Source organism: Eubacterium barkeri (assembly GCF_900107125.1).
Classification (GTDB): domain Bacteria; phylum Bacillota; class Clostridia; order Eubacteriales; family Eubacteriaceae; genus Eubacterium_O; species Eubacterium_O barkeri.
In genome coordinates, this window is sequence record NZ_FNOU01000009.1 from 82,913 (window position 1) to 95,042 (window position 12,130).

Annotated in this window: 12 protein-coding genes; 8 read left to right on the forward strand and 4 right to left on the reverse strand. The window is 47.5% G+C overall.

The annotated features are described in order from the left end of the window. The first annotated feature begins 374 nt into the window (after nucleotides 1-374). Complete coding sequence (htpG, locus tag BLU30_RS07090) at nucleotides 375-2,306, forward strand: molecular chaperone HtpG (RefSeq protein ID WP_090244944.1); 1,932 nt, start codon at nucleotides 375-377, stop codon at nucleotides 2,304-2,306. A 153-nt stretch (nucleotides 2,307-2,459) separates the two neighbouring features. On the opposite strand, the gene BLU30_RS07095 is transcribed toward htpG, so the two are convergent. Further along, complete coding sequence (locus tag BLU30_RS07095) at nucleotides 2,460-2,942, reverse strand: LysE family translocator (protein WP_176770855.1); 483 nt, start codon at nucleotides 2,940-2,942, stop codon at nucleotides 2,460-2,462. Next, complete coding sequence (locus tag BLU30_RS14225) at nucleotides 2,888-3,046, reverse strand: LysE family translocator (protein ID WP_176770856.1); 159 nt, start codon at nucleotides 3,044-3,046, stop codon at nucleotides 2,888-2,890. Before BLU30_RS14225 ends, BLU30_RS07095 begins: the two co-directional genes overlap by 55 nt. A 103-nt stretch (nucleotides 3,047-3,149) precedes the next feature. Between BLU30_RS14225 and BLU30_RS07100 the strand changes: the two genes are divergently transcribed. Both BLU30_RS07100 and BLU30_RS07105 read left to right on the forward strand, forming a co-directional pair. Beyond that, the gene (locus tag BLU30_RS07100; RefSeq protein WP_242873537.1) at nucleotides 3,150-4,043 is read left to right on the forward strand and encodes a LysR family transcriptional regulator; all 894 of its coding nucleotides are present in this window, start codon (nucleotides 3,150-3,152) and stop codon (nucleotides 4,041-4,043) included. 104 nt (nucleotides 4,044-4,147) lie between these two features. After that, a complete protein-coding gene (locus BLU30_RS07105) occupies nucleotides 4,148-4,669 on the forward strand; it encodes a nitroreductase (protein WP_090244953.1) in 522 nt (173 codons plus the stop codon). A gap of 63 nt (nucleotides 4,670-4,732) precedes the next feature. On the opposite strand, the gene BLU30_RS07110 is transcribed toward BLU30_RS07105, so the two are convergent. Continuing rightward, nucleotides 4,733-5,374 (reverse strand): Crp/Fnr family transcriptional regulator, encoded by a 642-nt coding sequence (locus tag BLU30_RS07110; RefSeq protein ID WP_176770857.1) that lies wholly within the window; start codon nucleotides 5,372-5,374, stop codon nucleotides 4,733-4,735. A gap of 247 nt (nucleotides 5,375-5,621) precedes the next feature. On the opposite strand from BLU30_RS07110, the gene BLU30_RS07115 reads away from it, so the two are divergent. From BLU30_RS07115 to BLU30_RS07135, 5 genes are all read left to right on the forward strand, one after another. Beyond that, on the forward strand, nucleotides 5,622-6,854 hold the full coding sequence (locus BLU30_RS07115) for a helix-turn-helix domain-containing protein (protein ID WP_090244960.1): 1,233 nt from the start codon (nucleotides 5,622-5,624) through the stop codon (nucleotides 6,852-6,854). Between the two features lie 132 nt (nucleotides 6,855-6,986). Next, a complete protein-coding gene (locus tag BLU30_RS07120; RefSeq protein ID WP_090244962.1) occupies nucleotides 6,987-8,138 on the forward strand; it encodes an iron-containing alcohol dehydrogenase in 1,152 nt (383 codons plus the stop codon). 10 nt (nucleotides 8,139-8,148) lie between these two features. Then, on the forward strand, nucleotides 8,149-9,621 hold the full coding sequence (locus tag BLU30_RS07125; protein WP_090244965.1) for an aldehyde dehydrogenase family protein: 1,473 nt from the start codon (nucleotides 8,149-8,151) through the stop codon (nucleotides 9,619-9,621). Nucleotides 9,622-9,681: 60 nt separating this feature from the next. Then, entirely contained in the window at nucleotides 9,682-10,428 is a 747-nt protein-coding gene (locus BLU30_RS07130) for an SDR family NAD(P)-dependent oxidoreductase (RefSeq protein ID WP_090244967.1), read from the forward strand. Between the two features lie 8 nt (nucleotides 10,429-10,436). Beyond that, the gene (locus tag BLU30_RS07135) at nucleotides 10,437-11,537 is read left to right on the forward strand and encodes a DUF7973 family transport facilitator (RefSeq protein ID WP_090244970.1); all 1,101 of its coding nucleotides are present in this window, start codon (nucleotides 10,437-10,439) and stop codon (nucleotides 11,535-11,537) included. Between the two features lie 109 nt (nucleotides 11,538-11,646). Here BLU30_RS07135 and BLU30_RS07140 read toward each other — a convergent pair. Continuing rightward, on the reverse strand, nucleotides 11,647-12,130 hold a 484-nt coding region (locus BLU30_RS07140), incomplete at its 5' end, for an FAD-dependent oxidoreductase (RefSeq protein ID WP_176770858.1).

Sequence of the window (12,130 nt, forward strand, 5' to 3'; positions counted from 1 at the left end):
TGGAAAACAAAGACAGCCATCGAAAAATTGAGTCCTGTGCCCCTCCCTTCTTATCGTTCAAACATGGGGTCTTACGCTTTTGCCTTGTCTATTATGAAGATCAATGATGATGATTTCATTTTATCAAAAAAAGTCATTTTTGTCATCATAGAACCCTTTATTATAAATTATCCTTAAATCATTAGAATTGGAGCTTGGTTTATTTAAAGTGAATAACGAAATTTCTGAAATAAATCTGAAATTCGGGTTAAGAATGATGGAAAAATATTGATTTTTCACTCAAAATGCCTTACAATAGCTTTAGCACTCAATGATAAAGAGTGCTAATAATTTTGACTAAAAAACAGATTATATAAAGAAAGCGAGTGAAACATATGGCAAAGAAACAATTCCAGGCCGAGTCCAAACGTTTATTGGACCTCATGATCCATTCCATTTACACCAACAAGGAAATCTTCCTCCGGGAAATCATCAGCAACGCCAGCGATGCCATCGACAAGCGTTACTTCAAGACCGGAGAATCCGGTTTAAGCCGCAGCGACTACCAGATTCGTGTGGCCGCGGATAAGGATGCCCGTACCCTCACCATCTCCGATAATGGGATCGGGATGACCGAAGAGGAACTGGGAAACAATTTGGGCGTTATCGCCCAGAGTGGTTCCTTGGACTTTAAAACCGAAAACGCCGAACAGGACGGCACCGATGTCATGGACATCATCGGCCAGTTTGGGGTAGGCTTCTACTCGGCCTTTATGGTGTCCAAAAAAATTACGGTACGCACCAAGGCGGACGGCAGCGATCAGGCTTATCTCTGGGAATCCGAAGGGGCCGATGGCTACACTATCACCGAATGTGACAAGGATGGGGTCGGTACTGAAATCACCTTAGAGCTCATGGACGATACAGAGGACGAAAAATACTCCGAGTATCTGGACGAATGGCGTCTGAAGGAACTCATTAAACGCTACTCCGACTACATCCGTTACCCCATCGTCATGAATGTGGAAAAGCGCAGCCTCATCGAAGCCACCGATGAAGAAAAGGAAAAAGACGATTACGAACCCCAGTACGATGTGTACTACGAAGATGAAACCATCAACTCCATGGTACCCATCTGGAAACGCAGCCGCAGCGAGGTGGAGGACGACGAGTACAACCAGTTCTATAAGGATAAGTTCTACGACTACGCCGACCCGGCCAAGATTATCTCCACCAACGTGGAAGGGCTGTTATCCTACAATGCCCTGCTCTTCATCCCCTCCCAGGTGCCCTATAACTTCTACGCCAAGGACTTCAAGCGGGGGCTGCAGCTCTACTCCTCCGGGGTCCTTATCATGGATAAATGTGAAGACCTGCTGCCGGATTACTTCGGCTTTGTCCGCGGCCTTGTGGACTCCCAGGACCTCTCCCTCAATATTTCCAGGGAAATGCTCCAGCAGGACCGCCAGCTCAAGGCCATCGCCCAGCGTCTGGAAAAGAAGATCATCTCCGAATTAAAGGAATGGATGCTCAAGGACCGGGAAGCCTATGAAGCCTTCTTCAAAAACTTCGGCCTCCGCCTGAAATTTGGGATGTACGATAACTTCGGCACCAATAAGGACAAGCTCCAGGATCTGGTCCTCTTCGCCAGCTCCACCGAAGAAAAACCCACCACCTTCAAGGAATACGTGGAACGGATGAAGGAAGATCAGAAGTACATCTACTACGCCACCGGGGAATCTGTGGATAAAATCAAAAAGATGCCCCAGATTGAAATGCTCATGGACAAGGGCTACGAGGTTCTGCTGTGCACCGAAGAAGTGGACGAATTCGCCCTCAAGGTCCTCCAGAGCTACGACGAAAAGGAATTCAAATCCGTGGCTGATGATGATTTAGGTATCGAGCTCACCGAAGAAGAAAAGAAAGCAGCGGAAGAAAAGAACGAAGAATCCAAGGACATCTTAACCGCTGTCAAGGAAGCCCTGGGGGATAAGGTGGCCGAAGTCAAACTCTCCACCCGCTTAAAGACCCACCCCGTGTGCTTCGCCACTGGCGAAGGCCTCTCCCTGGAAATGGAAAAGGTTCTGGCCGAACAGGCCAAGGCCATGGGCCAGACCCCGGATATGATGATGAAGGCCCAAAAGGTCCTGGAAATCAACGGGGACCACGCCGTCTTCGCCGGTCTGAAAAAAGCCGCCGAAGCCAAGGACGATGCCCGGCTGAAAAAATACGCCGAGCTCCTCTACGACCAGGCCCTCTTAATTGAAGGTATGGCCATCGAAGACCCCGTGGCCTTCTCCAATCTCATCTGTGAATTGATGGTGTAGGCCCCGGTACCCGATGGTCCGCAACTGAGACGGGTTTATTTAAATAAATAGGCTTTTTTATGGCATCTGCCGCACAAGCGGTATGATGCCATTATTGTATTACAGAAAAAATCATTTTGCGCCCAAGGGTCATGGGGATGGGTTGCATACGCCTTAAAGATTAAAGGCCAGAGCCACGGCACACCAAAGCAGCACCAGGGCCATCAGGCCATTAAAGAGACGGTAATGCTTCGTCAGGAAGGTCTGGAAGAGCCCCCCTGCCGCCGCCCATGCCAGATTTCCGGCCACCCCAATGGCTGTCAGGACGACGGCATGGATGAGCAGTACGCCAAGATCTGTCGTATAGGGCATTACATAGCCGGTATAAACCGTAATGGCGTAGAGGATAATCTTCACATTGACGAATTCCAGGAGGAAGCCCTTCATGAAGGACACGGGCTCCCCTCCGCCGTCCTCTGGCTTGCTCAAAGCGACATGGATGGCCAAATAGACGATATAGGCCGCACCGATATATTTGAGCATCCCCACCATTGAGGGGATGAGCTGTGCCAGCTCGTAGCAGAACAAAGCACAAAGAACCATCACACATAAAAAGCCAAGGCCAATCCCCAGGAGGGTGTTCTTCCCCGGCGCCATCCCCCATGGCTGATGGCATAAAGGGCGACGATGTTGTTGGGTCCCGGGGTGAAGGCCGTCACCAAGGTATAGGGCAGGTAGGAAATAATAATGGACAATAACACTTGCGCACCTCCGATTCTAGGTCTATAATACAGCCATCAGATGATTTAATCAAATTGAAAGTATAGAATAAATAATTCGATTTTATCGAAGGATTGGAGCCAGATGATGGATTTAAAATACCTCAATACCTTTCGGGTCATCGCGGAGGAAGGCAGTTTTTCCAAGGCGGCGAAGCGCCTGAATTATGCCCAGTCCACCATAACCTTTCAAATTGCCCAGCTTGAGCAGGAGCTGTCCACCCATCTTTTTGAAAAGATTGGCAGAAAAATGGTCATCACCCAGGCGGGTGAGCATCTCCTGCCCTATGTGGAGGATGTGCTCACCTCGGTTACGCGGTTGCAGAACTTTGAAGACGATCTGACAGAATGTCAGGGTGATTTGCGCATCGGCATTGGTGAGACGCTGCTGTGCTACCGCATGCCTGCAGTCTTAAAAGAATTTCATCGGCAAGCGCCCAAGGCCCGCTTATTTCTGCGCTCTATGAATTGCTATGATATCCGGGATGCACTGATGGACGGTACACTGGATCTTGGTGTTTTTTACGACGACGTGGGCGGCTTTGGAACAAGCCTGGTGACCTGGCCCATGACACGCTGCTCCCTGGCGCTGGTGGCATCCCCGGAACTAAAAGCCCAGTATCCCGACTTCATCACCTCGGACCAGCAGATTCCTGTGCCCTTCATCATCAATGAGCCCAGCTGTATTTTCAGACAGATCTTCGAGGCCTATCTGCGGGAAAAATCCATTGTGCTGGACCACACCATTGAGCTGTGGAGTATCCCAACCATTAAAAACCTGGTGGCCAGTCATATGGGGGTTTCCTATCTTCCCCGATTTGCAGTGCAGGAGGAGCTGGAGGGCGGTACCCTGGCGGAGCTGCCCACCGACCTGATGGGCCGGGAGATTTCAGCGGTTTGCGGGCATCATAAAAACAAGTGGATCAGCCCATTGATGCAGTTGTTCATTGATTTGTGCAGAGAAAGTAAGCGGAGGTGAGGGACACATGGGTGTTATCCACATTTTGGCAGAAAATGTGGATAACTTTTCAGAAAAAGTGTTACAATAAAGACTAATCACAATACCGAGGAGGATAATCGAAAATGGATACCATAAAGGATTTAATGACCCGCCGCAGCTGCCGGAAGTATAAGAAAGACCAGGTGGACCCCGTGGTCCTCGACACCATTTTAAAGGCGGGCACCTATGCCCCCACAGCCCGTGGTCTGCAATCCCCCATTATGGTGGTGGTTCAGGATGCGGATACCATTGCGCAGCTGACCCGAATGAACGCGGAATTCTTTGGCGCCCCGGGGACCGATCCCTTCTACGGAGCCCCCACCATCGTCATCGTACTGGCGGACCGGACCAATGCCAACGCCATTAAGGACGGCAGCCTGGTCATGGGGAATCTGATGAATGCCGCCCACGCCCTGGGAATCGCCTCTTGCTGGATCAATCGGGCCGAAGAAGAATTTGACTGTGACGAGGGCAAAGCCCTTTTGGCCAAATGGGGCATCACCGGGGATTACATCGGTGTGGGCCATTGCACCCTGGGCTATGCCGATGGGCCAATGAAGGAAGCGGCGCCCCGGAAGGCAGATTATATTCGGTGGGTGAAATGAATAATGAAAAAAGCAAGAATGTTCAATTGGATAATCTTGCTTTTTTATTAAATAGAATTAATTTTATTTAGGAATAATCCTATCTGAAGTGCTTTTTTTAGAATCGAAATCCTCTAAAATTTCTCTTTTACATAATTTTTTAAGAGCTTGTTCATTATGAATGAGGATTTGTTTATGGTTTGTTTCAATGATATTTTGTTCTCTAAGATTTTTCAAAGCCCTAGAGACATTGAGCCGTGTTGTACCAATGGTTAGGGCGATTTTTTCTTGGGTCATTTCAATGCCTTTTGTCTGTAGACGCTGGTTATAAATCCATAAGAAACTACAAACCTTTGTAAAGGCATTTTCATAGGAATGGTTCATGACCTCGTAGAGCAATAAGTCGCAGAGATCAGCGTATTGATCCAACATCGAAAAAGACATTTCGACATTTTCCCGAACTAAATCCTTAAATTGCTTCTGGGTGATTTTAATGGCCTTTATTCTTGTTATGGATCGTAGAAAGAGGGTATCTGTTTCGATGATATACTCCCAGTGCATAGGACTGTACAGAGGAAAAAGACAGCCTTCCCCTAAAAACCAAATGATTTTTTCATCACCTTTTTCATTGAGCATACCAAGTTCGCTCTTCCCTTCCAACATATAATACAACTCATTCATACGTTCATTCAAGGGATTGAGCAGTACATTGGCTTCAAACTCCACGATCGTCCCAACGGACAAAATATCTGAATAATGGTCCAAAAAAGTATTTTCAATATAGTATTGTGGCGTTCGCATTTTTCATACCTCATTATAATCTTATTTTGGAATCTACGCCTGCGTGTCTCCATAAAAGCATATCATATTTGTATCAAATGATATAGATTAATAAGTAATAAAATCTTACAATAGATTTTATTATTGAAGAAGCCGTTTGTGATTGAGTTTTATAAAGGATAGGAGAGGTTGAATGGAACTCGCAAAAATTTATCAAATCTTACTCAGGATGATGGCAGAGGATTCAGATATCCAAAAGATCGTTAATATGGTCACCACTTTTCTGGATAATCCGGTTGTCCTTGTTGATGCGAATTTTAGAATTTTATCTGCTAGTACGCAACTGACGCCTTTAAATAATGATTTATGGGATTTAAGCATTGGCCAACGGTATGTATCGGATGAAATTATCCGTTCTATGCAAGAAAATCGAATAATCGAAGCGCTTCACAGCGAAGAAGGTGAACCCATTGAAAGTCCGATTCCCGAAGGCTATTCATGTTTGCGGATGCCACTGTATTGTAAAGGAAGATACCGGGGATTTTTAGGGGTTTATGATTATAACCAACCTTTCAAGGCGGAGGATCCCCTCATTTTAGAAGCGGCAAGTCAAGCCGTTGGGATTTTCGTACAAAACAATACATTCTTTAACGCTGTCAATGGCAGCACTTATGATATGTATTTATATGAACTTCTACAAGCAAATCAATTGACTGAAAGCCAAAAGATTTGTAAAAGATATAAAGCGTTAAGCCTTGGTGCTGAGAAGGTCTTGATTGTGTTGGATACAGTAGATAAGAAAGGGCAGGAAGTTAATTTATCGGGGAATAATTTACCTGGTGAATTAATCGTCAATCGCTTAAAAACACTTCTTCCCTGTCATCATAGCGTCGTATTTAAAGGGTCTGTCGTGATTGTGATGGCATATGATAGTATTCCGGAAAGAATGTTGTCTACCATTCGAGATACCCTTCAGTTATTCTGTGAGACCAATCAATTGATTGCGGGTATCAGCATGGTGTACCGGGATGCGGAACGGACCTTCGAATTTTATCGTCAGGCGCGCTATGCCATCCACAAAAGTAGTGGTGAAATCGGTCTGAGTTACTATCAGAACGTCGTTATTGATGCTATTCTTTCTTTTGCAAAAGAAAGCTATCCCGTTGATCACTATATACACCCGGCTATATGGCTTTTAAAAGATTATGACCAACGTTTTAATACGCATTACCTCATCAGTCTGAAAAAGTATCTTTACTGTTTTGGCAATAAGGCAGATACCGCTGCAGTCCTGGGCCTTCACTACAACAGCATAAAATACCGTATTAAGATGATACAAGAGATTGCAGAAATTAATCTCAAGGAAGTCGAGTTGAAATATCATCTGTATTTATCTTTTCGTCTTTTAAATATGGAAGATGAATAGAATTTTTCAAATAATGAAAAATCCATTGTCGTATTTTGGCTTTTTGAGATAATGATATTTCGATTACATCCCTATATAATAATGACAAATCAGCAGATTTAAAAATAGTTTAAGTTAAAAGAGGAGGTAATTATGAAGGTTGCAAGTTGGAATATTTTTTGCCCAACATTATTTGGTACAGGGGCATCGGAATTAGTGGGGGAAAAAGCAAAAGAGCTTGGAATGTCGAAGGTTATGTTAGTGACAGAAGCCGATCTCATAAAATTTGGGATTGCGACTAAAGTCCAGCAACAATTGGAAAACGCTGGTCTCCAAGTTGTTGTTTTTGATAAAGTCGCCATTGATGCACCGACGGACACCTGCGACGCTGGCGGTGATTTTGCAAAGGCGGAGAAGGTGGATGGAATTGTTGCTGTTGGAGGCGGCAGCAGTCTGGATACAGCAAAGGCCATTGCCCTGCTGACTGGGAATGAAGGCCCCATCAATAAATATTATTTAGCACCGCCAGTTAAGCGTGGGATCCCACTCATCACCATTCCTACAACGGCTGGGACGGGAAGCGAAAACACACAATATCTGGTTATTGCCGATTCAGAAACAGGAATTAAAAAAGTTCCGGAGTATGCACCAGACTTGGCGCTAGTCGATCCGGTATTGACCTATACCCTACCCAAAGGCCAAACCGCAGCAACAGGGATGGATGCATTAGCGCATTGTGCAGAAGCTATCACATCAAAAAATTGGAATCCCTATGCTTATACCTTCGCAGAAGAAGGCATTCGGATCGTCATGAAATGGCTGCCTGTCGCGGTAAAAGAGCCTGAAAATGAAGAAGCGCGTGAAAAATTGGCCTATGCGGCCAATCTCGGAGGTATGGCCATTACTGTATGTGGTTGCCAAATGGGTCACGCCTGGGCACAATGCTTTGGTGGGATGTTCCATATCCCCCATGGTCTAGGATGTGCCTGGGGTCTTCCTGGCGCCATGTATTATGCCGGCAAACATTGCCCGGAAGACGCAAAGCTAGTGGCTAAGGCCATGGGAATCCCATTTGAGGACGATATCCCATCAGATCAGCTGGCCGACCTCATGGCTAAACGTGTTGGTGACTTAATGCGCGAAATTGATTTGCCCACAGCTAAAAGCCAGGGATATTCTCTGGAGGATTGCCTAAGCGTTGCTAAATATCTGCCGGATGACGCTGCAATCCAAAATGCACCAAAGATGCCAACGTTAGAAGAAATCAAGGATTATATCACCGTGACGTATAACGCATATGTTTAGGAGAAGAACAATGGAAATCAAAAAGAATTATATCAATGGAGAATGGGTGGATGCTGCTTCAGGAAAAACGCGTAAAATCATTAATCCGGCTACCCAGGAGGTCATCGCAGAGGTCGCTAATGGTTCGGTAGAGGATACCCAAAGGGCCATTGCAGCGGCTAAGGAATCCTTTTACGGAGCAGGAGAATGGCGGCGGATGTCTCCCATCGCCCGGGCACATGTGTTAAATCAAGTTGCCGATGAGATGGAAAAAATCACTGACGAGCTATGTCTTTTAGAGTCAATGAATACAGGGATGACGGTGGCCAATGCCCAGGGAAATATCGGCATGGCAATCGGAACATTCAGGTATTATGCCAGCTTAATACAGGCACCGGAAGGGGAAGTCAATCCCATGGAAATGGGCGAAGCCATCCAGTCCATCACTGTACGGGAACCCATCGGGGTTTGCGCGCTTATCGCCCCGTGGAATGTACCGGCACTAATGGGGGCTTGGAAAATGGCACCTTCCTTGGCTGCTGGGAACAGCATCGTATTCAAACCAGCATCATTGACACCCCTGACGGCCATCCGAATTTTTGAAATTTTCGACAAAGTTGGTTTCCCCCGTGGCGTAGTGAATTTGGTTATGGGTTCAGGTGCAACAGTTGGTCAGGAATTGGCTGAAAGCGTCGATGTGGATATGATTACAATGACGGGGAGTACGGAAGTCGGTCAGGATATCGCCCGGACGGCCGCTGTCAATATGAAGCGTGTCGGTTTGGAACTTGGTGGCAAATCTCCGGCAATCGTATTTGCCGATGCGAATATCGATTCTGCGGCACAATGGGTCATGGAAACCTGCTTTACCAATCAGGGTGCCAATTGCTGCGCCGGCTCCCGCGTGTTTGTAGAAGAATCCGTCCACGATGAATTCCTCAAGATCCTCATTGAAAAAACAGAGCGCATGACCGTTGGTATTGGAACCAATAATCCGGATATCGGCGCGGTTGTTTCCAGGGGTCAGCTGGACACCATCCTGGGTTATATTGAAAGTGGCAAAGCCGAAGGTGCCAAATGTGTCGCTGGCGGTTATGCCGTCTCGGATGGCGAATGTGCCAATGGCTTTTTCGTCCGCCCCACCGTCTTTGATGCCTGCACGCCGGATATGAAAATCGTGCGGGAAGAAATCTTCGGACCGGTGGCGACCATTCAAACCTTTAAGACAGAAGAAGAAGCCATTGTAAAAGGCAATGATACCCGCTATGGCCTCGCGGGCGGTGTGTTTACAGAAAATGCCAGCAAGGCCTACCGTGTTGCCAAGGAAATCCGTGCGGGGATTGTCTGGATTAATATGTTTAACTGGGCCTTCAACCATGCACCCTGGGGCGGCTACAAAATGTCCGGCCAGGGTCGGGAACTGGGAATTTATGGTTTAGAGGAATTCCAGGAGGTCAAAGCCATCCACATGTGGATGAACACTGGTGATCCCGGCCTGCACTAGTCCTGACAAAGCCATCGTTTACTGAGGGAGTAACAGCATTAAGAAAAGAAAGGGAATATTATGAAAAAAGTAGCAGTCGTTACTGGAGGATCAGAAGGAATTGGCTTTTCAATCGCGGAAAAATTCATTAAAGAGGGCTTTGCGGTTGTGATTTTAAGCCGGCGAGAAGGGGAAGGAAAAGAAGCTGAACGTAAATTAAATCAAAAAGGCGAAGCCAAGTGGATAAAGGCGAGCGTTGACAATGAAGAAGATTGCCAGAACGTCGCAACAATCATTAAGGAAACCTATGGTGCAGTGGATGTTTTGGTCAATAATGCCGGCGTGACCGGTACCCGTGTCGACTTTTTCGATTTAGATATGAAGGAAGTCGCAAAGACCATTAATATCAATGTGTTGGGGACGATTCAGATGATGAAATACATCGCACCGTTGATGACAGAACGCAAGGGCGTGATTGTCAATATCGGGTCCCTATGCGGGTATCTGGTCAATACGGAATCCATTGCATATCACGCATCGAAGGGGGCAGTACGCCTGGTCACCCAAACCGCAGCGAAGGAACTGGCTCAATATGGCATCCGTGTGGTCTCTGTTGCGCCGGCCTGGGTCGCTACCCAGATGTGCCAATCTGTGCTGGATGCTGATCCGGAGGCCGAAGAACACGGCAAATCCCTGCATATGATGCATAAGATTCTGACACCGGCGCAGATTGCCGGGGTGGTTTATCTGGCCACGACGGAAGATGCATCTGCCATTAATGGGACCACCATTATGGCGGATGATGGCTATACCGCCTTCAAGCTATAGGTGGCGCGATGAGTCCGTTAATTACGATTTTCTTAGCCTTTTGTGTTGGAGTAATCGGGTCAGCCCTCGGGGCTTTCCCGAATATCATCCTTTGTGCATTAGTTGTTCTTGTCGGGGCAGCTGCCAATATCTGCGGTTCCGATTTTAACTGGGTGGCCGATGTTGGTTTTGGCTTCTTCTTAGGACCACACATTTGTTTCGCACCTGCCTGCTGTGCAGCAGCCTACGCCAAAATGCGGGGCTATCTCCCTGACAGCAAGGATATTGTCACGCCGTTGGCTTCTCTGAAACGGGTGGATGTCCTGGTGGTTGGTGGTGTGTTCGCCATCCTTGGCTGGTATATCAATGTCTTCCTGTCCACCTTCTTTGCTGGTGGCCTGGACACGGTTGCCATGACGGTCTTCATCATCTCCCTGCTCGGCCGTGTGCTGTTTGCCCGTAAGGGTCTGAAAGAAGGACTTTTGGGTGCAGTGCCAGAAGGTGGCCGCCGTTATTCCGTCGCCGATGTTAAAGAAGATGTCTGGGTCCCCTATCAGACCATTTCTGGTGGCGTACAATTATTATTAACGGGGATGGTATTTGGTGGTATTGCTGCTTACTTCGTGTATTTGATGTGCAGCTTGGCTGGAACAACCGGAAATACGGCATTGATCGATGCGTCCATCTTCCCCGTGTGGTGTGTGGCTGTGGTTGCATTCTTCACCTATTTGTCCGGCTGTCCGATTCCCATCTTCCATCATATTGGATTTGTGGCAGCCTATATGGCCCGGGTCATCTTCCTAAATGGCGGCTCATTAGAAGCCTGTCTGGTTTGGGGGATTGCCTTCGGTATCCTCTCCGCCTTCCTGGGCGATTACCTCTCCAAAACCTTCATGGTTTATGGCGAAGGATTTGTGGATCCACCGACCATGGCTATTGCCACAGGATCCATCATCGTCTTTTCCGTTATACCGCTCTTAGGTGCCCATGAAACCAGTTCCCCATTGTTCTGGTCGCTGCCCATCGTACTCATCATCCTGGAAGTCGCCTTAGGCGTATACAAGACGATGAAATACAACAAATGGAAAAGCAGCCAGAGTCAAATAGAAGAAAATATGGAAACTGCATAGAAGATTATAAATCAGAAGTAAAATAAAGTTATAAAAAAGGTTGCCTGCCATAATGCAGGTAACCTTTTTTACGTAAGGGATTATTGCTCTGTAGTGTAGGATGATATACTTAAATTATATGTGGCGCTTTTAGATACGTATCAATAGCCGCAGCCGCTTCCTTCCCAGCCCCCATGGCCAGGATGACGGTGGCGGCGCCGGAGACGGCGTCTCCGCCGGCGTAGATGCCTTCCCGGCTGGTTTTTCCGGTGCCTTCTTCGGCGACGATGCACTGCCAGCGGTTAATCTCTAAGCCCTCGGTGGTGCTGGAGATTAAGGGATTGGGGGAGGTCCCCAGGCTCATGATGACGGTGTCGACGTCGATGTCGTACTCGCTGCAGGGGATTTCCACGGGGCGGCGTCGGCCGGAGTCGTCGGGTTCCCCCAGTTCCATTTTTACGCAGCGCAGGCCGGTGACCCAGCCGTCTTCACCTACTAATATTTCCTTGGGGTTGGTGAGGAGGTGGAATTCGATGCCTTCTTCTTTGGCGTGGTGGACTTCTTCGACCCGGGCGGGAAGTTCGACTTCACTCCGGCGGTAGACGATGGTGGTG

Excerpts from the sequence above, each read along its gene's own strand:
- htpG (WP_090244944.1), top strand. The coding sequence starts at position 375 with ATGGCAAAGAAACAATTCCAGGCCGAGTCCAAACGTTTATTGGACCTC.
- BLU30_RS07095 (WP_176770855.1), bottom strand. The coding sequence starts at position 2,942 with ATGGCGCCGGGGAAGAACACCCTCCTGGGGATTGGCCTTGGCTTTTTA.
- BLU30_RS07100 (WP_242873537.1), top strand. The coding sequence starts at position 3,150 with ATGATGGATTTAAAATACCTCAATACCTTTCGGGTCATCGCGGAGGAA.
- BLU30_RS07105 (WP_090244953.1), top strand. The coding sequence starts at position 4,148 with ATGGATACCATAAAGGATTTAATGACCCGCCGCAGCTGCCGGAAGTAT.
- BLU30_RS07115 (WP_090244960.1), top strand. The coding sequence starts at position 5,622 with ATGGAACTCGCAAAAATTTATCAAATCTTACTCAGGATGATGGCAGAG.
- BLU30_RS07120 (WP_090244962.1), top strand. The coding sequence starts at position 6,987 with ATGAAGGTTGCAAGTTGGAATATTTTTTGCCCAACATTATTTGGTACA.
- BLU30_RS07125 (WP_090244965.1), top strand. The coding sequence starts at position 8,149 with ATGGAAATCAAAAAGAATTATATCAATGGAGAATGGGTGGATGCTGCT.
- BLU30_RS07130 (WP_090244967.1), top strand. The coding sequence starts at position 9,682 with ATGAAAAAAGTAGCAGTCGTTACTGGAGGATCAGAAGGAATTGGCTTT.
- BLU30_RS07135 (WP_090244970.1), top strand. The coding sequence starts at position 10,437 with ATGAGTCCGTTAATTACGATTTTCTTAGCCTTTTGTGTTGGAGTAATC.